Genomic DNA, 24,492 nt, shown 5'->3' with positions numbered 1-24,492 from the left:
TCGGCGCGCAGAGAGGGGCGGGAATGGCAGAAACACCCAGGCGAGAGGTACACCGGCTCAAGGCGAATTCCGTAGGACTGGTCGGCGTCGTCTTCATGGCGGTCGCCACCGCGGCGCCGATCACCGCGATGACCGGCAACCTGCCCATCGCGGTCGGCTTCGGCAACGGCACCGGAGCGCCCGCCGGGTACCTCTTCGCCACGGTCGTGCTGACGGTCTTCTCGGTCGGCTACGTCGCGATGGCCAAGCGGATCACGGCGGCGGGCGCCTTCTACGGCTACATCTCGCACGGCCTGGGCCGGATCGCCGGTATGGCCTCCGGAATGCTGGCCGTCCTCGCCTACGTCGTCTTCGAGGCGTCGATCGTCGGCGTCTTCTCGTACTTCGCGAAGACCACCGTGCACGACCAGCTCGGCGCCGACCTGCCCTGGATCGTGTACGCGGCCGCCATGCTCGCGGTCACCGCCGTGCTGTCGTTCTTCGACATCAACCTCACCGCGAAGGCGCTCGGCGTGATGCTGATCGCCGAGATCGCGGTGCTCTTCGCGGTGGCCACGGCCGTGCTGCTCCAGGGCGGCGGCCCGGACGGCATCCCGCTGGAGCCGGTCAACCCGAAGAACGCGTTCACCGGCACCTCCGCCGGACTCGGCCTGTTCTTCGCGTTCTGGTCGTGGGTCGGCTTCGAGTCGACCGCGATGTACGGCGAGGAGTCCCGCGACCCGAAGCGCGTCATCCCGCGCGCCACGATCATCTCGGTGGTCGGCGTCGGCCTCTTCTACATCTACGTCTCCTGGATGACGATCGCCGGCAACGGCCTCAAGGGCTCGGTCGAGGTCTCCTCCGGCACCAGCCCGCTCGACCTCTTCTTCGACCCGGCGCACGCATTCATCGGGGCCTGGGCCGTTGACACCTTCCAATGGCTGCTGATCACCGGCTCGTTCGCCTGCGGCATGGCCTTCCACCAGTGCGCGTCGCGCTACCTGTACGCGATCGGACGCGAGGGCTTCCTGCACCCGGCGCTCGGGCGCACGCACCCGAAGCACGGCTCCCCGTACCTCGCCTCCTTCGTGCAGTCCGTCATCGCCGTGGCGCTGGTCGGCGCCTTCTGGGTCACCGGGCAGGACCCGTACATCCACCTCTACACGCTGCTCGCGATCCTCGGCACGATGGCGATCCTCATCGTGCAGACCCTGTGCTCCTTCGCGGTCATCGGCTACTTCCGCCGCAACCACCCCGAGGACCGGCACTGGTTCAGGACCTTCACGGCACCGCTGATCGGCGGGATCGGCATGATCGCCGTGGTCGTGCTGCTGGTGCTGAACCTGGACACCGCGGCCGGCACGGCGGCGGACTCGCTGTTCTTCGAGGCCATCCCGTGGATCGTCGGCCTCGTCTTCTTCGGCGGCCTCGGCCTCGGCTGGTACCTGAAGGCCCGGCACCCGGAGCGCTACGAGATCATCGGCCGCATCGTCCTGGAGGACGCGGCCGAGCGCACGCACGACGTCAAGGAACCCTCCGCCACCGTCTGAGGAGCTCTGCCGTGTCCCGTACGCACCTGATGCACGTCCTGCGAGGCCTCGCCGCCGACCACGCCGCCGCCCACCGGCTCGGCGTCCCCGTGGCGGAGGCGCGCGGCCTGCGCACGAGCCGCCGGTCCGTCCTCAAGGGCGCCGCCGCGGCGGGTCTCGCCACCGCGGCCGCCACCGGAACAGCCGTCGCGCCCGCGGCGGCCGCCACGGCGACGGCACCCCGCATCGCGGTCGTGGGCGCCGGCATCGCCGGGCTCACCGCCGCCCTCACCCTGCGCGACGCGGGCCTGGCCTGCACGCTCTACGAGGCGAACCCGGACCGCGTAGGCGGCCGGATGTACACCCAGCGCGACCACTGGGCGTACGGCCAGAGCTCCGAGATCGGCGGGGAGCTGATCGACACCAGCCACAAGAAGATGCTGGAACTATGCCGCCGCTTCGGGCTCCCCACCGAGGACTTCCTCGGCGGCGGGCCCAACGGGGCAGAGGAGGTGCTCTGGTTCGGCGGCGCGTACTACCCGCGCGAGCAGGCCGACGAGGACTTCAAGGGCGTCTACCAGGCCCTGCGTCGCGACCTGTCGGAGGCGGGGGAGGTGCTGTGGAACCGGACCACGCCCACCGGCACCGCCCTGGACGACATGTCCCTGTACGACTGGGTCGAGTCCCGTGTGCCGGGCGGTCACGGCTCCCGGCTCGGCCGGTTCTTCGACGTCGCGTACAACGTCGAGTACGGCGCCGACACCGTCGAACAGTCCGCGCTCGCCCTGGTCCTGCTGATGGGCTACCAGACCAATCCGGGCAACTTCAACGTCTGGGGGCTGTCCAACGAGCGCTACCACATCACCGGAGGCAACGACCGACTGCCGCGGGCCATCGCGGACTTCCTGCCCGACGGGACGATCCGCCACGGCTGGTCGCTCACCGCGCTCAGGGCCAATTCCGACGGGACGCAGACCCTGACGTTCACGGAGGCCGGCGCCACACGCACCGTCACCGCCGACCACACCGTCCTGTGCGTGCCGCTGCCGGTCCTGCAGGGACTCGACCTGAGCAGGGCCGGCTTCGACCCGCGCATGAGGAACCTGCTGCGCGACGCCCGCATGGGGTACTGCACCAAGCTCAACATGCAGTTCTCCAGCCGCCCCTGGCGCGGCACCGGTGCCTGGCCGGGCGTCTCCGCGGGCGACTGCTTCACCGACAGCGACGTCCAGCAGACCTGGGACACCACCAAGGTGCAGCCCGGCACCGGCGGCATCCTCCTCCAGTACGGCGGCGGCAGCCTCGCCAGGTCCCTCACCCCGGCCGGCCCGTTCTCCCGCGAGAGCGACCCCTACGTCACGGCCCTGGCGAAGAAGCACCTCAAGGGCATCGACGCCTTCTTCCCCGGTACGTCGGCGGCCTGGACCGGGAAGGCCCAGCTCTCCGCCTGGCACCTCAACCCCTATGCCCTGGGCGCCTATTCGTACTGGCCCGTGGGCTACCTCCACCGGTACGCGGGCTACGAGGGCGTCGCCCAGGGCAACGTGCACATCGGCGGCGAGCACTGCTCGTACGACTTCCAGGGGTTCATGGAGGGCGGCGCGACCGAGGGCGAGCGGGCGGCCCGGGAGGTGATCTCGGCCGTCCTGTGACCTCCGCCGACTCGTGACCCCCGCACAGCACGGCGGCCCCGCTCCCTCCCGGACGTACCGGAGGGAGCGGGGCCGCCGCTCGGAACCGCGGGTCAGCCGCCGTAGGCGCCGCTCGCCGTCAGCCGCAGCGCCGTGTCGATCAGCGGCACGTGGCTGAAGGCCTGCGGGAAGTTGCCGACCTGGCGCTGGAGCCGGGAGTCCCACTCCTCGGCGAGCAGACCCAGGTCGTTGCGCAGGGCGAGCAGCTTCTCGAACAGCTTGCGGGCCTCGTCGACCCGGCCGATCATCGCGAGGTCGTCCGCCATCCAGAACGAGCAGGCGAGGAACGCGCCCTCGTCGCCCTCCAGACCGTCCACGCCCGCGTGCTCACCGGACGTCGGGTAGCGCAGGATGAAGCCGTCCTCGGTGGACAGCTCGCGCTGGATCGCCTCGATCGTGCCGATCACGCGCTTGTCGTCCGGCGGCAGGAAGCCCATCTGCGGGATCAGCAGCAGCGAGGCGTCCAGCTCCTGGGAGCCGTACGACTGCGTGAACGTGTTGCGCTCCTTGTCGTAGCCCTTCTCGCACACGTCCCGGTGGATGTCGTCGCGCAGCTCGCGCCACTTCTCCAGCGGCCCGTCCGCGTCGCCCGACTCGATGAGCTTGATCGTCCGGTCGACGGCGACCCAGGCCATCACCTTGGAGTGCACGAAGTGCCGGCGCGGCCCGCGCACCTCCCAGATGCCCTCGTCCGGCTGGTCCCAGTGGTCCTCCAGGTAGCGGATCAGCTTGAGCTGGAGCAGCGAGGCGTAGTCGTTGCGGGACAGGCCCGTCATGTGCGCCAGGTGCAGGGCCTCGGTGACCTCGCCGTACACGTCCAGCTGAAGCTGGTGCGCGGCGCCGTTGCCCACCCGCACCGGCGCCGACTTCTCGTACCCGGGCAGCCAGTCCAGCTCCGCCTCGCCCAGCTCCCGCTCACCCGCGATGCCGTACATGATCTGCAGGTTCTCGGGGTCGCCGGCCACCGCGCGCAGCAGCCACTCGCGCCAGGCGCGGGCCTCCTCGCGGTATCCGGTGCGCAGCAGGGAGGACAGGGTGATCGCCGCGTCGCGCAGCCAGGTGTAGCGGTAGTCCCAGTTGCGGACGCCGCCGATCTCCTCGGGCAGGGAGGTCGTGGGCGCCGCGACGATGCCGCCCGTCGGGGCGTACGTCAGGGCCTTCAGCGTGATCAGGGAACGGACCACGGCCTCCCGGTAGGGGCCGTGGTACGTACATTGGTCCACCCAGTCGCGCCAGAACTCCTCCGTCGCCTCCAGGGACTGCTCGGGCTCGGGCAGCGCGGGCGGCTGCTTGTGCGAGGGCTCCCAGGAGATGGTGAACGCGATCCGCTCACCCGGCGCCACCGTGAAGTCGGCGTACGTGGTGAGCGCCTTGCCGTAGGTCTCGCAGGCTGTGTCGAACCACACGGAGTCGGGGCCCGCCACGGCCACCGTCCGGCCCTCGTGCTTGTGCACCCAGGGCACCACGCGGCCGTACGAGAAACGCATCCGCAGGGCGGAGCGCATCGGCACCCGGCCGGTGACGCCCTCGACGATCCGGATCAGCTGCGGCGCGCCGTCACGCGGGGGCATGAAATCGATCACCCGAACCGTGCCGCGTGGGGTGTCCCACTCGGATTCGAGGATCAGTGAGTCGCCGCGGTACCTGCGCCGGGCCGCGGTGGGCGGCTCGGCGTCGGCCGCGTGCGCCGGTCCGAGCCTCCAGAAGCCGTGCTCCTCGGTGCCCAGCAGCCCGGCGAAGATGGCATGCGAGTCGAAGCGGGGCAGGCACAGCCAGTCGACTGTGCCGTCCCGGCAGACCAGCGCCGCTGTCTGCATGTCTCCGATGAGTGCGTAGTCCTCGATGCGCCCGGCCACGTGCATCTCCAGTCGAACGGCCACGTCGCCCCCGGGGGGCGGTCGCTCTTGCGGTCAAGGGGTCTGTGTTAAGCGTCGTCGCGAAACGACGGAAGGCTTATGCGAATGTCGTTGCGAAACGAACTGACGAGCTCTCGTGTTCCGGGATGCGGGCGTGGGTGGTGCCGTCTACCGGCCGGTCTCGGCAGTGAGTGTCCGAGCAGGATACGACGCACCTCGATGATCCGCGTGCCCCTCCCGGCAACCGGACTCGGCCGAACGAGTGAGCAGAGGGTGAGGGGTGGGGGAGCCGTGAGCGGGTCTGTGCGGGCTCCGTGTCGATGTGTGCGCAGAGCGTGGCCGGAAGCACTCCGGTTCCGGCGCTGATACCCTGGTAGCCCGTGGACCGGAGGGCGAGAAACCCCCGAACCGCAGCGACGGCGCCCCCCGAAAATCCGGTACTTCCGGGTCGGACCGCCGGTACGCACCCCAGACCGCGACCACGGGAGCCCCCTCTTGGCCATGCCGCCCGCTGCTTTCCGAAACAGCACCGCCACGACGACCAAGCACATCTTCGTCACCGGGGGTGTCGCCTCCTCCCTCGGCAAGGGACTGACGGCCTCCAGCCTGGGCGCGCTGCTCAAGGCGCGGGGTCTGCGGGTCACGATGCAGAAGCTCGACCCGTACCTGAACGTCGACCCCGGCACCATGAACCCGTTCCAGCACGGTGAGGTGTTCGTCACCAACGACGGCGCCGAGACCGACCTGGACATCGGGCACTACGAGCGCTTCCTCGACGTCGACCTCGACGGCAGCGCCAACGTCACCACCGGGCAGGTGTACTCGACGGTCATCGCCAAGGAGCGGCGCGGCGAGTACCTGGGCGACACCGTGCAGGTCATCCCGCACATCACCAACGAGATCAAGCACCGCATCCGGCGCATGGCCACCGACGACGTCGACGTCGTCATCACGGAGGTCGGCGGCACGGTCGGCGACATCGAGTCGCTGCCGTTCCTGGAGACGGTCCGCCAGGTCCGTCACGAGGTCGGCCGCGACAACGTGTTCGTGGTGCACATCTCGCTCCTTCCCTACATCGGTCCGTCCGGTGAGCTGAAGACCAAGCCGACGCAGCACTCGGTCGCGGCGCTGCGCAACATCGGTATCCAGCCGGACGCCATCGTGCTGCGCGCCGACCGGGACGTGCCGACCGCCATCAAGCGCAAGATCTCGCTGATGTGCGACGTCGACGAGGCCGCCGTGGTGGCGGCGATCGACGCCAAGTCGATCTACGACATCCCGAAGGTGCTGCACACCGAGGGCCTGGACGCCTACGTCGTCCGCAAGCTGGACCTGCCCTTCCGCGACGTGGACTGGACGACCTGGGACGACCTGCTCGACCGGGTCCACAACCCGCTGCACGAGATCAACCTCGCGCTGGTCGGCAAGTACATCGACCTGCCCGACGCCTACCTCTCGGTGACCGAGGCGCTGCGCGCGGGCGGCTTCGCGAACAAGGCCCGCGTCAAGATCAAGTGGGTCACCTCGGACGACTGCAAGACCCCGGCGGGCGCGGCCAAGCAGCTCGGCGACGTGGACGCGATCTGCATCCCCGGCGGCTTCGGCGACCGCGGTGTCTCCGGCAAGGTCGGCGCCATCCAGTACGCCCGCGAGAACAAGATCCCGCTGCTCGGCCTCTGCCTGGGCCTGCAGTGCATCGTGATCGAGGCCGCGCGGAACCTCGCCGACATCCCCGACGCCAACTCCACCGAGTTCGACTCCGCCACCGGCCACCCGGTCATCTCCACGATGGCCGAGCAGCTGGACATCGTGGCCGGCGAGGGCGACATGGGCGGCACGATGCGGCTGGGCATGTATCCGGCCAAGCTCGCCGAGGGCTCGATCGTGCGCGAGGTGTACGACAACAAGGAGTACGTCGAGGAGCGCCACCGTCACCGCTACGAGGTGAACAACGCCTACCGCGCCGAGCTGGAGAAGAAGGCGGGCCTCCAGTTCTCCGGCACCTCCCCGGACGGCAAGCTCGTGGAGTACGTCGAGTACCCCCGTGAGGTGCACCCCTACCTGGTGGCGACGCAGGCGCACCCCGAGCTGCGCTCGCGCCCGACCCGCCCGCACCCGCTCTTCGCGGGCCTGGTGAAGGCGGCCGTGGAGCGCAAGACGGGCAAGTGACACGAGGGTTGTACGGTTGCCGGGGTACGCGTCTTTTCGAGGCGCGTGCCCCGGTTTCTGTCGCCGGTGCACCGTGGCCGATTCCCGTCGGCCGTGACCGGCGTCTTCACGCACGTGTGGGAGGACACAGGGCATGACGATCAAGGACACCGCCGAGGAGTGGGAGGTCCGCGCGAGCGAGACCCCCTTCGTCGGGAACAAGACCTCCGTCCGCACGGACGACGTGGTCATGCCCGACGGATCGGTCGTCCGCCGCGACTACCAGGTCCACCCGGGCTCCGTGGCCGTCCTCGCCCTCGACGACCAGGACCGCGTGCTGGTGATCCGCCAGTACCGCCACCCCGTGCGCCACAAGCTCTGGGAGATCCCGGCCGGACTGCTCGACGTCCCCGGTGAGAACCCGCTGCACGCGGCCCAGCGCGAGCTGTACGAGGAGGCGCACGTCAAGGCCGAGGACTGGCGCGTGCTGACCGATGTCTACACGACGCCCGGCGGCTGCGACGAGGCGGTGCGCATCTTCCTCGCCCGCGATCTGTCCGAGGCCGAGGGCGAGCGCTTCGAGGTCGAGGAGGAGGAGGCCGACATGGAGCTCGCGCGCCTGTCCGTCGACGAACTCGTCCGCGGGGTCCTCGCCGGGGAACTGCACAACAACTGCCTCGTCGTCGGCGTCCTGTCCCTCGTGGCCGCCAGGAACGGCGACGGGCTCGACGCGCTGCGCCCGGCCGAGGCCCCCTGGCCCGCCCGGCCGTTCGAGTCCTGAGTCTCGCGCGCGTCCACTCGCAGGATCCGGTGGATCCGGTGGATCCGGTGTGACGATCGGCTGATCCGATCGGGGGACCCTGCCGCCGTGCTCCACACGGATCGTCGCAGAGCGTGAACTAGGGTCCTCGTGTCGGGTCTTTGCGAGGCCGCGGAGATCCGTCGGAAGGGCCCTGGGCCGTGTTCATAGAGTCCCGGCCGCGGAACCCGCCCTCCGGGCGGACGACGGGACTCCGCGGACACGACCTAGGCTCGGAAAACGCCCCGTCCGGAGTCCCGGCGGGCTTGTGCGCGCAGTGGGACGGGAGTGTGGCCCGTGACGGATCAGGCGGTGGACACCGACGGCACGGACGTGTCGGCACAGGAGCAGCCGGCGGCTGCCGAGTCCGCTCCTACGACGGGTCAGTTCCTGGGCCGGTCACGTGAGTTGAAGGAACTCCGGGCCGACATCGAACGGGCCGGGCTGGACACCCTCTCCGGCCGCAAGGCGCCCCGCGCCCGGGTGCTGCTCATCGCCGGGCGACCCGGATTCGGCCGTACGGCGCTCGCCGAGGAACTCGTGGAGCAGGTCGCCGGGGACTACCCCGACGGCGTGCTGCGGGCCCGGCTCACCGAGCCCGACGGCACCCCGGTCCCCACCGAGCGCACGGCGCGGGAACTGCTCACCGCCCTGGACGTGGCCACCCCGCCCGGCGCCGCCGAGGACGACCTCACCGAGGCCCTGCGCGGCGCCCTCGCCGACCGCCGCGCCGTACTCCTGCTGGACGACGCGGCGACCGCGGGACAGGTCGACTCGCTGCTCCCGGACAGCCCCGACTGCCTGGTCGTCGCCGTCTCCCAGGGCCCGCTGACCGGTATCGCCGACGTCCGCCCCTGCACGCTGGGCGGCCTGGACACCAAGTCCGCCCTGGACCTGCTCGCCCGGCACACCGGCTCGGTGCGCATCACCGTCGACCCGCGCGCCGCCGAGGAACTGGTCGAGGAGTGCGCGGGCCAGCCCGCCGCCCTGGTGCTGGCGGGCGGCTGGCTCGCCGCCCGGCCGCAGGCCGCCGTCGCGGACCTGGCCAAGCACCTGCGCAGCGAGGGGGACGAGGGACCGCCGCTGACCCGGGCCTTCCGGCTCGTGTACGCCTCCCTGCCCAGTGCCGCCGCCCGGATACTGCGGCTGCTCTCCCTGGCCCCCGCCGGCATGGTCGACCCGCACACCGCCTCCGCCCTGGCCGGCTGCTCGATCCACGCGGCCCGCACCACCCTGGACGACTTCGCCGGGCTCGGCCTGCTGCGGCCGGTGGACTCGCCTCTGCCGCAGTTCGAGGTGCCCGGCTGCCTGCTGCCCCTGCTGCTGGCCCTCACCGAGACCCACGACCGGCCCTCCGAGCTCCAGCTGGCCCGCGCCCGGATGCTGGAGCGGACCGTACGGCTGCTGGTGTCCTGCCGCGCGATCACCGAGACGGACAGCTCGCCCGCCCGCGAGAAGCTCGCCGGCATGCCCCGCTCCCTGCGCTTCCCGCACCCCCGGGCGGCCGCCGACTGGCTGCGCATCCGCCGGCCCGCCCTGCTGGCCTCCGCCCGCGCCGCGGTGGCCGACGGCGAGCTGGACACCCTGGCCCGCCGGCTGATGGCGGCACTCGTGCGGGCCATGGTCGCCCACATCGGCACGCAGGCGGCGGCCCCCGACCTGTACGGCATCCATCAGCTCGTCCTGGACGTCGCCGAGCGCCGTGACCTGCCCCGCGAGAAGGCGGCGGCCCTGCTGAATCTCGCCGACCTCGACGCGCAGACCGGCCGCACGGCGGAGGCGCTCGTCCGCTACCGGGCCGCGCTGGACGCCGGACGCGAGGCGGACGACCCCTATGCGACCGGGCGCGCGATGGAATCCGTAGGCGGTGCCCACCAGGAGCTCGGGGACTACGAGCGGGCCGCCGACTGGTACGGCAGGGCGCTGGCGCAGCGCCTGGCCCGCGACGAGCGGGTGGACGCCGCCCGGCTCTACGGCCGTATCGCCACCGTGCACACCTACGCGGGCCGCTACGGGGAGGCGCTGCGCAACTGGCGCTCGGCGGTCACCGGGCACCGCAGGAACGGCGATGTCGCCGCGCAGGCAAGGGCGTTGAGCGAGCTGGCCCGGGTCCAGGAGTACGCCGGGCGGCCGGAGGAGTCGCTGTACACCTGTCACGAGGCGGTGGAGTGGGCCCGCCGGGCCGAGGACGTGCGGCTCCAGGCCGCTCTGCAGCTGCGGCTGGCGGACACCCTCGACCGGCTCGGCGACCCCGTCGCCGCCGGGCTGCACCGCAGTCAGGCCGAGCGCATGCTGGGAGATGAGCTGCCGGAGAACGCTTCCGCCATGGAACAAGGCCCTAACGCCTGCGAAATCCGCAGTACATCCGTCGAAGATTGATGCTTTGAAAGGCTAGACAGAGAGAATCCCTTCATTAGACTGGCTCCGCCGCGTTGTTTCGTGGTGTCTCCCGGTGTGCCCCCCTGTCGCCGGGTATGACGGGCATTGCCCTCATGTGCATCGCCCTGGCATGCGCAGCCCCAGAACCCTCTGAGCCAAGGACCGTGATCGACGTGAAGGTCGGCATCCCCCGCGAGGTCAAGAACAACGAGTTCCGGGTGGCCATCACCCCCGCCGGCGTGCACGAGCTGGTGCGCAACGGCCACCAGGTCGTCATCGAGCAGGGCGCCGGTGTCGGCTCGTCGATCCCGGACGAGGAGTACGTCGCCGCGGGCGCCCGCATCCTCCCCACCGCCGACGAGGTGTGGGCCACCGCCGACCTGCTGCTGAAGGTCAAGGAGCCCATCGCCGAGGAGTACCACCGCCTCCGCAAGGACCAGACGCTCTTCACCTACCTGCACCTGGCCGCCTCCAAGGAGTGCACGGACGCGCTCATCGAGTCCGGCACCACCGCGATCGCCTACGAGACCGTCGAGCTGCCGAGCCGCGCCCTGCCGCTGCTCGCCCCGATGTCCGAGGTCGCGGGCCGCCTGGCCCCGCAGGTCGGCGCCTACCACCTGATGCGCTCGGCCGGCGGCCGCGGCGTGCTCCCCGGCGGCGTCCCCGGCACCCAGCCCGCGAAGGCCGTCGTCATCGGCGGCGGGGTCTCCGGCTGGAACGCCACCCAGATCGCGGTGGGCATGGGCTTCCACGTCACGCTGCTCGACCGCGACATCAACAAGCTCCGCGAGGCCGACAAGGTCTTCGGCACCAAGGTCCGGGCGATCATGTCCAACTCCTTCGAGCTGGAGAAGGCCGTCCTGGAGGCCGACCTCGTCATCGGCGCGGTGCTCATCCCGGGCGCCAAGGCCCCGAAGCTGGTCACCAACGAGCTCGTCTCGCGCATGAAGCCCGGAAGTGTCCTTGTCGACATCGCCATCGACCAGGGCGGCTGCTTCGAGGACTCGCGTCCGACCACGCACGCCGAGCCGACCTTCCCGATCCACAACTCGGTCTTCTACTGCGTCGCCAACATGCCCGGCGCGGTGCCCAACACGTCGACCTACGCGCTGACCAACGCCACGCTGCCGTACATCGTCGAACTGGCGAACCGCGGCTGGGTGGAGGCGCTGCGCCGCGACGCCGCGCTCGCCAAGGGCCTCAACACCCATGACGGCAAGGTGGTTTACCGCGAGGTCGCCGAGGCGCACGGCCTGGAGCACGTCGAACTGGACTCGCTGCTCGGCTGACGAGGTCGCCGGCTCCACTAGTCGACTTTTCGGCAGATCAGCGGCGGATTGCCCGTCCGCAAAAGGCGATACGTCAACAGAGGTCGTCAACATCGCGTACCCGGCCGGACCTTGCTCGACAAGGTCCGGCCGGGTGTGTGTCGGGTCACTTTGCGACACTCGTTCAACTCGCCGCGAACGTAACTCTTTAACCGATTCGTACACCGGTGAAACCTGCTGTGCGACGGCCCTACGCCCTTGACAGAGGGGTGTTCGGTTACCGACACATCGGGTCGGGTCCGGCGGATTGTGTTGCTGCGGAGCGGTGACACGCCATAGAGTCGCCAATCGTCGGCATGGTGCCACGCTGACCTATCTAGAAGTTTCCTGGTCACCAAGGAGGTAAGACGACTTGTGAATGAGTCGACATTTACTCCCGGGGGTGGTCAACCAGGAATGCCGACGCGGGGCCAGGGCCCTACGGGGCTCGAGGCTGTCGGCTCCGTCGCTGTCCGCACCTTCGCAGCCCACCAGAGTCCCCCTAGAACAGGGCTGACCCAGCCAGCACACCAGAGCATGGATGGCCATCACGTGAACGCCATGGCCGGCAACGGAAGTGGCGAGAACCACACCCACTTCGCCGACTACGACGAACTGCCCGAGGGGCACTTCTACGACCCCGACGCCGAGTACGAGCCCGATCCCGAGTACGCGGCCACGCTCGCGCCCGACGCGGCCCGCCAGCGCCGCGAGCGCATCGGCCCGACCGGGCGTCCGCTCCCGTACTTCCCGATCCCGGGGCCGCTGACCGACCACGGGCCCGCGAAGATCATCGCGATGTGCAACCAGAAGGGCGGCGTCGGCAAGACGACGTCGACCATCAACCTGGGTGCCGCGCTCGCGGAGTACGGACGCCGGGTCCTGCTCGTCGACTTCGACCCGCAGGGCGCGCTCTCGGTCGGCCTCGGCGTCAACCCGATGGAGCTCGACCTCACCGTCTACAACCTGCTCATGGAGCGGGGCATGGCGGCCGACGAGGTGCTCCTGAAGACGGCGGTCCCGAACATGGACCTGCTGCCCAGCAACATCGACCTGTCCGCCGCCGAGGTGCAGCTCGTCTCCGAGGTCGCGCGCGAGTCCACGCTCCAGCGCGCCCTCAAGCCGCTGATGGCCGACTACGACTACATCGTGATCGACTGCCAGCCCTCGCTCGGCCTGCTCACCGTGAACGCCCTGACGGCGGCCCACAAGGTGATCGTGCCGCTCGAGTGCGAGTTCTTCGCGCTGCGCGGGGTCGCGCTGCTCACCGAGACCATCGAGAAGGTCCAGGAGCGGCTCAACCCCGAGCTGGAGCTCGACGGCATCCTCGCCACGATGTACGACTCGCGCACGGTGCACAGCCGCGAGGTGCTCGCCCGGGTCGTCGAGGCCTTCGACGATCACGTGTACCACACGGTCATCGGACGCACGGTCCGCTTCCCGGAGACCACGGTCGCCGGTGAGCCGATCACCACGTACGCCTCCAACTCCGTCGGTGCCGCCGCCTACCGCCAGCTCGCCAGGGAGGTGCTCGCCCGGTGTCACGCCGAGTGAGTCTGCCGGGGGCCGACGAACTGTTCCGTACGACCGGGGGAATGGCGCTCCAGGCGTCCACGCCCTCGCGCCGGACCAACGGCGAGGCCAGGGTGCCGGCCCCGGCGGGCGAGAGCGACGCGGCGGGCGCCGCGGACGATGCGCCGCAGTCGGTGCCCGTGCAGGGCGGCGACGGCGAGGGCGACGAGCATGTGGCGGCCGACGCCGAGTCCGACTCCGGGGAGTCCCGCAGCCGGGGCTCCGGCGGCGAGCGGTCCGGCTCCGGGCGGCGCCAGACGGCGCAGGAAGGTTCTGCCGCCGGTCAGTCCTCCCGCGGCAAGCGGGGCCGCGGCGCGAACCGCCGGCCCAGCGGGCGCGAGCGGCACGACGAGAAGATCACGGTGTACGTGTCCGCCGAGGAACTCATGGACCTCGAACACGCCCGTCTGGTGCTTCGGGGTGAGCACGGGCTCGCGGTCGACCGCGGACGGATCGTCCGCGAGGCGGTCGCGGTGGTGCTGGCCGATCTCGAGTCCCGCGGGGACGCGAGCATCCTCGTACGACGACTTCGCGGGCGGTAGCGGTAGCCTGCGACGGCTATGACCTCGAACGACGCCCCTGCCTCCGCCGGCGGCCCCGCCGGACGCCGGCGCGCGCTCGGACGCGGTCCCGGGGCCCTTCCGGCGCCGCCTCCCACGGAAGCGGAGACCGAGACCGAGGCCGAGTCGGGGCCGTCGGTCTTGGCACCGGCACCTCCCGCCGGTCCGGCGCCAGAGCCTGCGGCCGGCCCGGTACCCGCACCTCCCGCCGGTCCGGCGCCCGAGCCTGCGGCCGGACCGGCACCCGAGCCTCCCGTCGGTCCGGCGCCCGAGCCTCCGGCCGAGGCCGCGCCCTCCGCCCCGGAGCCCCCCGGGCCCCCGGCCGCACCGGAAGGTGACCCGGCCGTCCCCGTGGGCGCCGAGGCTTCGGGCGCGACCGAAGCGCTCGCGGAGTCCGGGCCCGCCGCCGGGGCCGAACCCGGTGACGGGGTCTTCAAGGTGCGGCTCGCGAACTTCGAGGGCCCCTTCGACCTGCTGCTCCAGCTGATCTCCCGGCACAAGATGGACGTCACGGAAGTGGCGCTGTCCCGGGTGACGGACGAGTTCATGGCGCACATCAGGGCCATGGGCCCGGACTGGGACCTCGACCAGACGACCGAGTTCCTCGTGATCGCAGCCACCCTGCTGGATCTCAAGGCGGCCCGTCTGCTGCCCGCCGCCGAGGTCGAGGACGAGGCCGACCTCGCGCTCCTGGAGGCACGGGACCTGCTGTTCGCGCGGCTCCTCCAGTACCGCGCCTACAAGCAGATCGCCGACATCTTCAACACCCGCCTCCTGGAGGAGGGCCGCCGCTACCCCCGTACCGTCGGCCTGGAACCGCAGCACGCCGAGCTGCTCCCCGAGGTCGTCATCAGCATCGGGGCGGAAGGATTCGCCAGGCTCGCCGTGAAGGCGATGCAGCCGAAGCCCAAGCCGCAGGTGTACGTGGACCACATCCACGCGCCCCTGGTCAGCGTGCGCGAGCAGGCCGAGATCGTGGTGGCGCGGCTGCGGGAGCGCGGCGAGGTCAGTTTCCGCGTCCTCGTCGAGGACACCGAGGACACCCTGACCGTCGTCGCCCGCTTCCTCGCCCTGCTGGAGCTGTACCGCGAGAAGGCCGTGGCGCTCGACCAGGAGGAAGCGCTCGGGGAACTGCTCGTGCGCTGGACCGGCGGGGACGGCGAGGAGCAGCCGAGGGTCACCGACGAGTTCGACCGGCCCCCCGAGGATGCCAAGGAGGAGAAGAAGGCGTGAGCGAGCAGACCAGCGGGGCACCGGCGGCGCCGGGCGCCGTCTCCGACCTCGACCTCAGGCCCGCCCTGGAGGCCGTCCTCATGGTCGTGGACGAGCCCGCGACCGAGGAGCACCTCGCCAAGATCCTGGAGCGGCCCCGGCGGCAGATCGCGGACGCGCTGCGGGAGCTGGCCGACGAGTACACCGTCCAGGGCCGCGGTTTCGAGCTGCGGCTCATCGCGGGCGGATGGCGGTTCTACACCCGGCCCGCGTACGCGGCGGCCGTCGAACGCTTCGTCCTCGACGGGCAGCAGGCGCGGCTCACCCAGGCGGCTCTGGAGACCCTGGCGGTCGTCGCGTACCGCCAGCCGGTCAGCCGTTCCCGGGTCTCGGCGGTCCGCGGAGTGAACTGCGACGGCGTGATGCGCACCCTCCTCCAGCGCGGTCTCGTGGAGGAGGCGGGCGCGGAACCCGAAACAGGTGCGATCCTGTACAGGACGACGAACTACTTCCTGGAGCGAATGGGCCTGCGCGGTCTGGACGAGCTCCCGGAGCTCGCGCCCTTCCTTCCGGAGGCGGACGCGATCGAGGCAGAGACGCTGGAAGGGGTTCCGTCGTTCGATCCGGATGCACCGGACGCAGACGCAGACGACACGACGACGACGGAACTTTGATGCGAAGCAGTGGCAGCGGCAGTGGCAGGAACAGCGGGCGCGGCAACCCCCGGGGGACCGGTGGGGGCGGCAACCCCCGCGGGGCCGGCGGGGGCGGCTCCCAGCCCAGGAGCGGGGGAGGGCGCGACGACAAGCCGAAGCGTGCGGGCAAGCCCCGTCCCGAGGAGCGCCGCTACGACGTAGGTCCCGGCGCCTCCCACGAGGGCCCGAAGTCCGGGCGCGGCAACGGCGCGCGCGGCGGTGCCAAGGGCGGCCCGAAGCAGAGCCAGCAGCGCGGCGGCCGCACCGCCCCGGCGCGCTCGCGCGAGTACGAGGCGCGGGCCGAGGAGCGCAACCGCGAGCGGTACGCCGGCAAGCCGGACGTGAAGCCGCCGAAGACGTTCCCCGGCGCCGAGCAGGAGGGCGAGCGCCTGCAGAAGGTGCTCGCGCGCGCGGGCTACGGTTCCCGGCGTTCCTGCGAGGAGCTCATCGAGCAGTCGCGGGTCGAGGTCAACGGCGAGATCGTCGTCGAGCAGGGGCTGCGGGTGGACCCCGAGCACGACGAGATCAGGGTCGACGGACTGACGGTGGCGACGCAGTCGTACCAGTTCTTCGCGCTGAACAAGCCGGCCGGCGTCGTGTCGAGCATGGAGGACCCGGAGGGCCGGCAGTGCCTCGGTGACTACGTCACCAACCGGGAGACCCGCCTGTTCCACGTCGGGCGTCTCGACACCGAGACCGAGGGCGTCATCCTGCTCACCAACCACGGTGAGCTGGCGCACCGCCTCACGCACCCCAAGTACGGCGTGAAGAAGGTCTACCTCGCGCACATCGTGGGCCCGATCCCGCGGGACCTCGGCAAGCAGCTCAAGGACGGCATCCAGCTGGAGGACGGGTACGCCAAGGCGGACCACTTCCGGGTCGTGGAGCAGACCGGCAAGAACTACCTGGTCGAGGTGACCCTGCACGAGGGCCGCAAGCACATCGTGCGCCGCATGCTCGCCGAGGCCGGCTTCCCGGTCGACAAGCTGGTGCGCGTCGCCTTCGGCCCGATCACCCTCGGGGACCAGAAGTCGGGCTGGCTGCGCCGTCTGTCGAACACCGAGGTCGGCATGCTCATGCAGGAGGTCGACCTCTAGGTCGCCCCGCACGCGTCGGCCGGTTCCGGGTTCCCCCGGGGCCGGCCGATTCGTTTTCGCCGCGCGGCGAGTCCGTACTCCCGAGAGCGAGCGAAGGAGTGCCGCCATGGGAGCGCCGACGTCCGACCGCGACGAGTTCGTCCGGCTGACCGATCCGTACCGCCGGGAGCTGCTCGCGCACTGCTACCGGATGCTGGGCTCGGTGGACGACGCCGAGGACCTGGTCCAGGAGACGTATCTGCGGGCCTGGCGGGCGTACGGCGGCCACGAGGGCCGGGCGTCGCTGCGCACCTGGCTGCACCGGATCGCCACCAACACGTGTCTGACGGCCCTGGAGGGGCGTGGGCGCCGTCCCCTGCCCTCCGGGCTCGGCGGGCCGGGAGAGACGCCCGAGGAGCCGCTGAGGGCCCCTGCCACGGACGTCCCGTGGCTCCAGCCGCTGCCCGACGCCCTCGTGGACCCGGCGACCGTCGTCGCGGCGCGGGGGAGCCTGCGGCTCGCCCTGGTGGCAGCGCTCCAGCATCTGCCCGCCCGGCAGCGGGCCGTGCTGATCCTGCGGGACGCGCCGGCCTGGCGGGCCGCCGAGGTCGCCGCGCTGCTCGGCACCTCGACGGCGGCCGTCAAGAGCAGCCTCCAGCGCGCGCGTGCCCGGCTCGACGAGGTGGCCCCAGAGGAGGACCTGGTGACCGAGCCCGACCGCACCGGGGACCGCGCGCTGGTCGACCGCTACGTGGCCGCCTTCGAACGCGCCGACATGGACGCCCTCCTGGGTCTGCTCCGGGACGGGGTCGAGCTGGAGATGCCGCCGCACCTGGAGTGGTTCAGCGGACGCAAGGACGTGATGCGCTTCCTGGAGCCGAGGGTCCGGGGCGAGGGCGCCATGCGGATGCTGCCGGTGCGTGCCAACGGCCAGCCCGCCGTGGCGGTGTTCGAACGCGGCGCGGACCGCGTGCACCGGGCGGACTCCGTGCACGTGCTCACCCCCGCACGCCCCGGGGACGCCGGGACGGGGGAGATCTCCCGGATCACGGTGTTCCTCGATCCGGAGCTGTTCGCGCGCTTCGGGTTGCCGCGGGTGCTGTCGTGAACCCGGGGGAGCTGCTGGAGCGGTCCCTGGCGTACGCGCTGGGCAGTGTCGCGCTGGTGGCGCCGGGGACCCTGGACCGGCCGACCCCCTGTGCCGGCTGGGACCTGGGCGAGCTGCTCCGCCACCTCGACGACTCGGTGGACGCCCTGCACGAGGCCGTGACCAGAGGACGGGTGGGCCTGTGCCCCGCCCCGGCCGCCGCCGATCCGGTGTGCGCGTTCCGGGAGCGGGCGTGCGCGGTGCTGGGGGCCTGGGCGGTCGCGTCCGGGGAGGTCCCGTCGGCACGCACGCGGGTGGCGGTGGGCGACGGCGCGCTGGAGCTGGGCGTGGTGGCCGTCGTGGGCGCGGTGGAGGTCACCGCGCACGGCTGGGACGTGGGGCGGGCGTGCGGAGGGCGGCGGCCGGTCCCGGCCGCTTTGGCGCTCGCGCTGCTGCCCCTCGCGCGGTGCGTCGTCGCGGACGCGGACCGGGGGACGCGCTTCGCCGCGCCGGTCGAGGTCCCCGCGGGGGTGGGGCCGGACGAGCGGCTGCTGGCCTTCCTCGGCCGCGACGCCCGGCGCCGCGGCCTGCCCGGCGGCCCCGCGCGGACGGCGCGCGGCGGATCACCGTCCGGCCGGGGTCCGGGCGATTCCTTTCCGGACCCCGGCCGGTCTGCCTTCCGTGAGTGATCGAGTGATCTCACGAAAGGAACCGTCATGGCTGACACGCTGCGTGCCGGCGTCCGTCCGGGGCCCGCCGCCACCGCGCCCGCACGGCGTGGCTGGACCGTCGCCCTGGCCGGGCTCGGCGCACTGCTGTGCTCGCTCGACGTCGTGGTCGTCGCCACCGCGCTGCCCGCGCTGCGGGCCGACTTCGGGGCGAGCCTGTCCCAGCTGGAATGGACGATCAACGCGTACAACCTCGTCTTCGCCTGCCTCACCCTGACCGGTGCCGCCCTCGGGGACCGTTTCGGACGGCGCCGGACCTACGTCGCCGGACTCGCCGTCTTCACCCTGGCCTCGGCCCTCGCCGCGCTCGCGGGCGGTCCTGGGCAGCTCATCGCCGCGCGGGTGCTCCAGGGCGCCGGGGCGGCCGTCCTGCTGCCGCTCACGCTGACCCTGATCAGTGAGGCGTTCCCGGCGGAGAAGCGGGGCGTCGCGATCGGCGTGTGGGGCGGGGTGACCGGCGTCGGGGTCGCCGCCGGGCCCGTGCTGGGCGGCGCCGTCACCGAGGGCCTGTCCTGGCAGTGGATCTTCTGGCTGAACGTGCCGATCGGGGTCGCGATGCTGCCCTCCGCCGCCACGAAGCTCCGGGAGAGCCGCGGACCCCGTCCCCAACTCGACGTCGTGGGGATGCTGTTGGCGGCCGTGGGGCTGACCGGGCTGGCGTGGGCTCCGGTGCGGGCGCCCGAGGCCGGGTGGGGGAGCGCGGAGGTGGGCGGCGCGCTCGCCGTCGGTCTCGTCTTCCTGACGGCCTTCCTCGGCTGGGAGCACACGCGGGCCCACCATCCCATGCTGCCGCTCGCGTACTTCCGAAGGCGCGGATTCGCCACCGCCAACGGCGCGATCTTCCTGCAGTTCATGTCGCTGCTGGGCGCGCTCTTCATGGTCACGCAGCTGTTCCAGCTGGGTCTGGGCAGCTCGCCCCTGCAGACGGGCGTCCGCATCCTCGTCTGGACCGGGATGCCGCTGCTGGTCGCGCCGCTTGCGGGCGCGCTCGCGGACCGGTTCGGCAACCGGCCGTTCATGCTGGGAGGTCTGGCCCTCCAGGCGGTGGGGCTCGGGCTGGTGGCCCGGGAGGTCGGGCCCGGCGTCGGCTACGAGCGCCTGGTGCTGCCGCTGATCATCGCCGGCATCGGCGTCTCCATGGTCTTCCCCACCGTGGTGAACGCGGTCACGTCGTCCGTGCCGCCCGGCGACGCGGGGGTCGCCGCGGGCGTCAACAACGCGCTGCGCGAGCTGGGCGGGGTGTTCGGAGTCGCCGTCGCCGCGGCCGTGTTCACGCGGTTCGGGGGCTACGGCTCGCCGGAGACGTTCGTCGACGGATGCGGGCCCGCGCTGTGGGTGTCGGCGGGAGCGGCCGCGGCCGGAGCGGTGGTGGCGGCGTTCGCGCCGTCCCGCGCGTGAGGACCAGCGGTGGGTGAGCCGGCCGCCCGGGCGCTGACAGGCCGGCACCCGGATCGCGTGCCCGCACCGGCGCTGGTGTTCGCAGGGGGCCTCTCGCTCAAATCCCCACGGACAAAAGGCTTGTGGACACCGCCCGCCCTCTTTATAGTCTGAGTGACTATTAGTCATGCTGACCATAAAGGGGGCGGGCGGACGTGCGCACGCATGAGGGCCGGGCTCCCGGCGGCAAGGCGCCAGAGGGCTACGACAAGTACGCCTTCGAGCCCTTCGCCGTCACCGTCGACCTGGCCGTCCTCACCGTCCGCGCGGGCGCGCTCCAGGTGCTGCTGGTCGAGCGGGGGCAGGAGCCGTACGAGGGCTGCTGGGCGCTGCCCGGGGGGTTCGTGCTGCCGGACGAGTCCGCGGAGACCGCCGCCCGGCGCGAACTCGCCGAGGAGACCGGCCTGTCGGACATCTCCGGCCTCCACCTGGAGCAGCTGCGGACCTACAGCGAACCCGGGCGCGACCCGAGGATGCGGGTCGTCTCCATCGCCTTCGCCGCACTGCTCCCCGACCCTCCCCGGCCGCGCGGCGGCGGCGACGCGGCCCAGGCCCAGTGGCTGCGGTTCAACGCGCTCGGCCCGCTCGCCTTCGACCACGACCGGATCCTCGCCGACGCCCACGAACGCGTCGGCGCCAAGCTCGAGTACACCTGTCTCGCCACGTCCTTCTGCCCACCCGAGTTCACCCTCGGTGAGCTGCAGCAGGTCTACGAGACCGTGTGGGGCACCGCCCTCGACCGGCCCAACTTCCGGCGCAAGGTGCTCGCCACGCCGGGTTTCGTCGAACCGGTCCCCGGCGCCGCACGCCTGACCGGCGGCCGGGGCAAGCCGGCCGCGCTCTACCGCGCGGGCGGCGCCACCGCCCTGCACCCGCCCCTGCTGCGCCCCGCCTCGGAAGGACGGACTTCATGACCACCACGACGCTCGCGAAACGCGCTGCCACCGGATCCCTGATCGGTCTCGCCCTCGGTGACGCGATGGGCTTCCCGACGGAGTTCGACGACGTGCCGGCGATCCTCGCCAAGTGCGGCCCCTGGCGGGAGATGGACCTGCCCCGGCCCGCCATCGTCACGGACGACACCCAGATGACGCTGGCCCTGGGACGCGGACTGCGTACGGCGATGGACCGCGGCTCACTCGGCGCCGAGGCACTGGAGCGGTCCGTGCGCCGGGAGTTCGTCGACTGGTCCCGCTCGCCCGAGAACAACCGCGCCCCCGGCCGCACCTGCCTCGTCGCCTGCGACCTCCTCGCCTCCGAACGCCGCCTCTGGCAGGACGCCAGCCAGATCCACTCCAAGGGCTGCGGGGCCAACATGCGCGTCGCCCCACTCGGGCTCATCCGCGGCCTCAGCGACGAACAGCGCGCCGGAGCCGCCCAGTTGCAGGCCGCGCTCACCCACGGGCACCCGACGGCGCTCGCCGCCTCGGACCTCACCGTGCACGCGGTCCGGCTGCTTGCCCAGGGAGCCGAGCCGACCGGACTGATCGGCCTGCTGCGCTCCTACGCCTACGAGAACCGCGGCCGCTACCACGAGCGGTGGCTCGGCGACCTGTGGACCCGCAGCCAGGACCCCTCGGCCGAGCACTTCATGGCGCGCGGCTGGGACGAGTGCCTGGACGCCCTGGACCGCCTGAGGTACGCCGTGCACACCGTCTCCCCGGAGACCGACCCGTGCCTGGCCACCGGGGAGGGCTGGATCGCCGAAGAGGCCCTCGCCACCGGCCTGTTGTGCTTCCTGCTGTTCGTCGACGAGCCGGTCACCGCGCTGCGCCGGGCCGCCTGCACCTCCGGCGACTCCGACTCGATCGCCTGCCTGGCGGGTGCCTTCGCGGGCGCCCACCACGGCTCGGACGCCTGGCCGCGCGAATGGGCCGACCGCATCGAGTACCAGAGCGACCTCATGTCGCTGGGAGCGCTCTGGGACGATTGAGGGATGACCGACGTCCTGGAATTCGATCTCGGCCCCGTGGTGGCGGAGCAGCCCGACCCGGTGCTCTTCGCCACCGTCTCCGGAGCGCACCTCTACGGCTTCCCCTCGCGCGACTCGGACGTCGACCTCAGGGGCGTCCATCTGCTGCCGGTGGACGCCCTGGTGGGCCTGCGGGAGCCGGACGAGACCCGGTCCCGGATGTGGGACCGGGACGGCGTCGAGATGGACCTGGTCACCCACGACCTGCGCAAGTTCGTACGGCTGATGCTGCGGCGCAACGGCTATGTGCTGGAGCAGCTGCTCTCCCCGCTGGTCGTGCACACCACCGACGCGCACCGCGAACTGGCCGCGCTCGCACCCGGCGTCCTGACCGGCCATCACGCCCACCATTACCGGGGTTTCGCGACCACGCAGTGGCGGCTCTTCGAGCGGACCGGTGAACTCAAGCCGCTGCTCTACACGTTCAGGGTCCTGCTCACCGGTATCCACCTGATGCGCAGCGGCGAGGTGCAGGCCCATCTGCCCACGCTCCTCGGACAGGTGGAGGCTCCCGCGTACCTGCCGGACCTGATCGCGGCGAAGGCGGAACGCGAGCACGGACCGGCGGACGTCGCCGAGGCGCGGGTCCGGGAGGACGTGGAGCGGCTGCACGCCGTGCTGGACGAGGCGCAGCGGTCCTCAGCGCTGCCCGACGCCCCGGCCGCGCGCGACGCCCTGCACGACCTCGTGGTCCGGGTCCGGCTGGCGGGGCCCGGCGGCGCTGCTCAGGGCTGAGGCGCGGCGGACGCGGACGAGGAAGTCCTCGACACGCGCCCGGTCGGGCTCGGCGGGGAGCGGGCTGCGGCCCGCCGCCGCGTCGGCCTCCCGGGACAGGGCGGACATCCAGGTCTCGACGCGCGGCCACGGGACCTCGCCGTGCTTCACGGCGAGCAGCGGCTCGCGCTGGTCGCCCACGTCGATCGTCAGCGTCCCCGTGCGCAGCAGGTCGCGGGAGGTCATCAGCAGCCGCAGCAGGTGCATGGCGTGCTTCCAGCGGGGCGCGCCGTGCCTGCGGACGTCGGCCTCCAGCTTCCGTCGCTGCCCGAGAGCGTAGCGGGCGAAGGTCTCGTGGACCTGCCGGGAGAGGAACGCCCCGCGCAGGGCGAGCAGTTCGCGGCCCGTGTCGTCGGCGTGCTCCACCAGCGGTGAGTGGAGGCACTCCAGGACGTTCGGGTTGGCGCGCAGGGCGAGGGAGCAGAAGCGCTCCAGCTCCCAGCTGAACTGCTCCTCGGCCGGGCCCTCGACGTGGGTCGGCGGCTTGTCGAACCGCCAGAACAGGGGAGTCGGCGCGAGGAACACGCCCCGCCGGTCGGTGTCGCTGCCGTCCGTGGCCAGCCCGAAGGCGCGTGAGCCCATCACGCAGGCGTAGACGGTGTGATCGCGTACCAGGGCCTCGGGATGCATGTCCCGGAGCGTACGTGCCGTCTCAGCCGCGGCGAATCGAGTTTCCGCTCACCGTGATCTTCTCCGCGGGCAGCGGACGCGGGGCCGGACCGTCGGCCACCGAGGCGTCCTCGATGCGGAACTTGCTCCCGTGGCACGGGCAGTTGATGGTGCCGTCCGACACGCTGGCGACCGTGCAGCCGGCGTGGGTGCAGACCGCCGAGAAGGCCTTGAAGTCACCCTTCTCCGGCTGGGTGACCACGATCTTCTGCTCCTTGAAGATCTTGCCGCCCCCGACCGGGATGTCGCCGGTGCCGGCCAACTCCTCGCCGCCGGGCGCGACCCCCGTCTTCGAGGACCCCGCGGAGGACGACTCCGGCGTGCCGTCGCCGCCCTCGTCGCCGTACTTGCTGCAGCCGACGAGCAGCGCCGCCGCGCCCGTCACGAGAACGGTGCGCCGCGCCGAGGGGTTGGTCATGTGCTCACTCCGAAGGTGCGGAAGAACCAGAGAGCCGACGTCAGCCAGACGACCGTGAGGACGGTGAAGACGAGTCCCCCCACGATCGGCAGCAGCCGGCCGGGCAGTCGCTCCGAGCGGAGCAGGAGCATTTTGGCACTGAAAGCCCCGAAGAAGAAGCAACCCAGGAGCGAGTGCCACCACACGCGCGGCTCGTACGACTGGTAGCCGAAGGCGTAGAGGCAGTGCACGGCGACCGGCACGGCCAGCAGGAACGCGATCCGGCCCGACCAGCGGTGCAGCGCCGGAGACCAGCGGGGACCGGGGAGCCTGCCGTACACCATGAGTGCCGAGACGACCTGGACGACCGCGAACCCGAAGGCCGCCGTCGCGAGCCAGCTCTTGACCGCGCCCGTGCTGCTGAAGCCGGCCAGGTTGAAGGCGGTCCCGGCGGGGTCGTGCACCTTGCCGTACACCCCGAGCCCCACCGCGACCGCGGCGGCGACCAGGGCCGGGACGAGATAGCGGGCGGGGTGCGGGCCGTGGCGGGCGGGACCGGCCGGGGGGAAGCTCCGGGTGGCGGCGTTCGGGTCGACGGTCATCTACGGCTCCCTGCGGAAGAGGC

General features: G+C 71.9%; 21 protein-coding genes. 17 read left to right on the top strand and 4 right to left on the bottom strand.

Features of this window, described 5'->3' with window-relative positions; translation table 11 throughout:
• Positions 1 to 23: 23 nt before the first annotated feature.
• Together ACZ4VA_RS16670 and ACZ4VA_RS16665 are read left to right on the top strand one after the other, a co-directional pair.
• A complete protein-coding gene (locus ACZ4VA_RS16670) occupies positions 24 to 1,529 on the top strand; it encodes an APC family permease (protein ID WP_468081815.1) in 1,506 nt (501 codons plus the stop codon).
• A gap of 11 nt (positions 1,530 to 1,540) precedes the next feature.
• On the top strand, positions 1,541 to 3,160 hold the full coding sequence (locus ACZ4VA_RS16665) for a flavin monoamine oxidase family protein (protein WP_356244144.1): 1,620 nt from the start codon (positions 1,541 to 1,543) through the stop codon (positions 3,158 to 3,160).
• A 92-nt stretch (positions 3,161 to 3,252) separates the two neighbouring features.
• On the opposite strand, the gene ACZ4VA_RS16660 is transcribed toward ACZ4VA_RS16665, so the two are convergent.
• Entirely contained in the window at positions 3,253 to 5,055 is a 1,803-nt protein-coding gene (locus ACZ4VA_RS16660; RefSeq protein WP_356173404.1) for a glycoside hydrolase family 15 protein, read from the bottom strand.
• A gap of 501 nt (positions 5,056 to 5,556) precedes the next feature.
• On the opposite strand from ACZ4VA_RS16660, the gene ACZ4VA_RS16655 reads away from it, so the two are divergent.
• The 15 genes from ACZ4VA_RS16655 (at position 5,557) to ACZ4VA_RS16585 (ending at position 22,762) form a co-directional block, all read left to right on the top strand.
• Positions 5,557 to 7,224: a CTP synthase gene (locus ACZ4VA_RS16655; protein ID WP_355783157.1), complete on the top strand. Its 1,668-nt coding sequence runs from the start codon at positions 5,557 to 5,559 to the stop codon at positions 7,222 to 7,224.
• Positions 7,225 to 7,357: 133 nt separating this feature from the next.
• Positions 7,358 to 7,984, top strand: coding sequence for an NUDIX hydrolase (locus ACZ4VA_RS16650; RefSeq protein ID WP_355783154.1), 627 nt, complete (start codon positions 7,358 to 7,360; stop codon positions 7,982 to 7,984).
• A gap of 315 nt (positions 7,985 to 8,299) precedes the next feature.
• The gene (locus ACZ4VA_RS16645; protein ID WP_468081811.1) at positions 8,300 to 10,381 is read left to right on the top strand and encodes a tetratricopeptide repeat protein; all 2,082 of its coding nucleotides are present in this window, start codon (positions 8,300 to 8,302) and stop codon (positions 10,379 to 10,381) included.
• A gap of 173 nt (positions 10,382 to 10,554) precedes the next feature.
• Positions 10,555 to 11,670, top strand: a complete 1,116-nt coding sequence (gene ald / locus ACZ4VA_RS16640; RefSeq protein ID WP_355783159.1) for an alanine dehydrogenase — start codon at positions 10,555 to 10,557, stop codon at positions 11,668 to 11,670.
• Between the two features lie 435 nt (positions 11,671 to 12,105).
• Positions 12,106 to 13,242, top strand: coding sequence for a ParA family protein (locus tag ACZ4VA_RS16635; protein ID WP_355783148.1), 1,137 nt, complete (start codon positions 12,106 to 12,108; stop codon positions 13,240 to 13,242).
• Entirely contained in the window at positions 13,227 to 13,802 is a 576-nt protein-coding gene (locus ACZ4VA_RS16630) for a hypothetical protein (RefSeq protein WP_356244138.1), read from the top strand. The genes ACZ4VA_RS16635 and ACZ4VA_RS16630 overlap by 16 nt, the downstream gene beginning before the upstream one ends.
• Positions 13,803 to 13,820: 18 nt before the next feature.
• Positions 13,821 to 15,053, top strand: coding sequence for a segregation and condensation protein A (locus ACZ4VA_RS16625; RefSeq protein ID WP_468081808.1), 1,233 nt, complete (start codon positions 13,821 to 13,823; stop codon positions 15,051 to 15,053).
• On the top strand, positions 15,050 to 15,706 hold the full coding sequence (scpB, locus tag ACZ4VA_RS16620; RefSeq protein WP_355783386.1) for an SMC-Scp complex subunit ScpB: 657 nt from the start codon (positions 15,050 to 15,052) through the stop codon (positions 15,704 to 15,706). Before ACZ4VA_RS16625 ends, scpB begins: the two co-directional genes overlap by 4 nt.
• On the top strand, positions 15,706 to 16,824 hold the full coding sequence (locus tag ACZ4VA_RS16615) for a pseudouridine synthase (RefSeq protein ID WP_356173306.1): 1,119 nt from the start codon (positions 15,706 to 15,708) through the stop codon (positions 16,822 to 16,824). The genes scpB and ACZ4VA_RS16615 overlap by 1 nt, the downstream gene beginning before the upstream one ends.
• Before the next feature lie 106 nt (positions 16,825 to 16,930).
• Positions 16,931 to 17,911, top strand: coding sequence for a sigma-70 family RNA polymerase sigma factor (locus ACZ4VA_RS16610; RefSeq protein ID WP_452923723.1), 981 nt, complete (start codon positions 16,931 to 16,933; stop codon positions 17,909 to 17,911).
• On the top strand, positions 17,908 to 18,579 hold the full coding sequence (locus tag ACZ4VA_RS16605) for a TIGR03086 family metal-binding protein (protein WP_468081805.1): 672 nt from the start codon (positions 17,908 to 17,910) through the stop codon (positions 18,577 to 18,579). The genes ACZ4VA_RS16610 and ACZ4VA_RS16605 overlap by 4 nt, the downstream gene beginning before the upstream one ends.
• A 27-nt stretch (positions 18,580 to 18,606) precedes the next feature.
• Entirely contained in the window at positions 18,607 to 20,016 is a 1,410-nt protein-coding gene (locus ACZ4VA_RS16600) for an MFS transporter (RefSeq protein ID WP_356244127.1), read from the top strand.
• A gap of 194 nt (positions 20,017 to 20,210) precedes the next feature.
• Positions 20,211 to 20,969, top strand: coding sequence for an NUDIX hydrolase (locus ACZ4VA_RS16595; RefSeq protein WP_356173319.1), 759 nt, complete (start codon positions 20,211 to 20,213; stop codon positions 20,967 to 20,969).
• Entirely contained in the window at positions 20,966 to 21,988 is a 1,023-nt protein-coding gene (locus ACZ4VA_RS16590; RefSeq protein ID WP_356173322.1) for an ADP-ribosylglycohydrolase family protein, read from the top strand. Before ACZ4VA_RS16595 ends, ACZ4VA_RS16590 begins: the two co-directional genes overlap by 4 nt.
• Positions 21,989 to 21,991: 3 nt before the next feature.
• Positions 21,992 to 22,762, top strand: a complete 771-nt coding sequence (locus tag ACZ4VA_RS16585; RefSeq protein ID WP_468081801.1) for a nucleotidyltransferase domain-containing protein — start codon at positions 21,992 to 21,994, stop codon at positions 22,760 to 22,762.
• Here ACZ4VA_RS16585 and ACZ4VA_RS16580 read toward each other — a convergent pair.
• From ACZ4VA_RS16580 to ACZ4VA_RS16570, 3 genes are read right to left on the bottom strand one after another with little or no spacing between them, the layout of a single operon-like run.
• On the bottom strand, positions 22,667 to 23,431 hold the full coding sequence (locus tag ACZ4VA_RS16580; protein WP_468081799.1) for a nucleotidyltransferase domain-containing protein: 765 nt from the start codon (positions 23,429 to 23,431) through the stop codon (positions 22,667 to 22,669). The two genes, ACZ4VA_RS16585 and ACZ4VA_RS16580, sit on opposite strands and share 96 nt — an antisense overlap.
• A gap of 22 nt (positions 23,432 to 23,453) precedes the next feature.
• Positions 23,454 to 23,888 carry a Rieske (2Fe-2S) protein gene (locus ACZ4VA_RS16575; RefSeq protein ID WP_468081797.1) on the bottom strand — a complete coding sequence of 145 codons (435 nt, stop codon included), beginning with the start codon at positions 23,886 to 23,888 and terminating at the stop codon, positions 23,454 to 23,456.
• On the bottom strand, positions 23,885 to 24,469 hold the full coding sequence (locus ACZ4VA_RS16570; protein WP_468081795.1) for a DUF6529 family protein: 585 nt from the start codon (positions 24,467 to 24,469) through the stop codon (positions 23,885 to 23,887). The genes ACZ4VA_RS16575 and ACZ4VA_RS16570 overlap by 4 nt, the downstream gene beginning before the upstream one ends.
• Positions 24,470 to 24,492 lie beyond the last annotated feature (23 nt).

This window comes from Streptomyces sp. NPDC028308, from assembly GCF_055565855.1.
Note: the sequence above shows the minus strand (reverse complement) of the source record. Positions and strands in the feature narration are given on the sequence as shown.

What these genes read in the sequence shown, in the direction of transcription:
- ACZ4VA_RS16585 (WP_468081801.1), top strand. Translation starts at nt 21,992, where the DNA reads ATGACCGACGTCCTGGAATTCGATCTCGGCCCCGTGGTGGCGGAGCAG.
- ACZ4VA_RS16625 (WP_468081808.1), top strand. Translation starts at nt 13,821, where the DNA reads ATGACCTCGAACGACGCCCCTGCCTCCGCCGGCGGCCCCGCCGGACGC.
- ACZ4VA_RS16590 (WP_356173322.1), top strand. Translation starts at nt 20,966, where the DNA reads ATGACCACCACGACGCTCGCGAAACGCGCTGCCACCGGATCCCTGATC.
- ACZ4VA_RS16655 (WP_355783157.1), top strand. Translation starts at nt 5,557, where the DNA reads ATGCCGCCCGCTGCTTTCCGAAACAGCACCGCCACGACGACCAAGCAC.
- ACZ4VA_RS16570 (WP_468081795.1), bottom strand. Translation starts at nt 24,469, where the DNA reads ATGACCGTCGACCCGAACGCCGCCACCCGGAGCTTCCCCCCGGCCGGT.
- ACZ4VA_RS16650 (WP_355783154.1), top strand. Translation starts at nt 7,358, where the DNA reads ATGACGATCAAGGACACCGCCGAGGAGTGGGAGGTCCGCGCGAGCGAG.
- ACZ4VA_RS16580 (WP_468081799.1), bottom strand. Translation starts at nt 23,431, where the DNA reads ATGCATCCCGAGGCCCTGGTACGCGATCACACCGTCTACGCCTGCGTG.
- ACZ4VA_RS16670 (WP_468081815.1), top strand. Translation starts at nt 24, where the DNA reads ATGGCAGAAACACCCAGGCGAGAGGTACACCGGCTCAAGGCGAATTCC.
- ACZ4VA_RS16615 (WP_356173306.1), top strand. Translation starts at nt 15,706, where the DNA reads ATGCGAAGCAGTGGCAGCGGCAGTGGCAGGAACAGCGGGCGCGGCAAC.
- ACZ4VA_RS16635 (WP_355783148.1), top strand. Translation starts at nt 12,106, where the DNA reads ATGCCGACGCGGGGCCAGGGCCCTACGGGGCTCGAGGCTGTCGGCTCC.
- ACZ4VA_RS16610 (WP_452923723.1), top strand. Translation starts at nt 16,931, where the DNA reads ATGGGAGCGCCGACGTCCGACCGCGACGAGTTCGTCCGGCTGACCGAT.
- ACZ4VA_RS16575 (WP_468081797.1), bottom strand. Translation starts at nt 23,888, where the DNA reads ATGACCAACCCCTCGGCGCGGCGCACCGTTCTCGTGACGGGCGCGGCG.
- ACZ4VA_RS16600 (WP_356244127.1), top strand. Translation starts at nt 18,607, where the DNA reads ATGGCTGACACGCTGCGTGCCGGCGTCCGTCCGGGGCCCGCCGCCACC.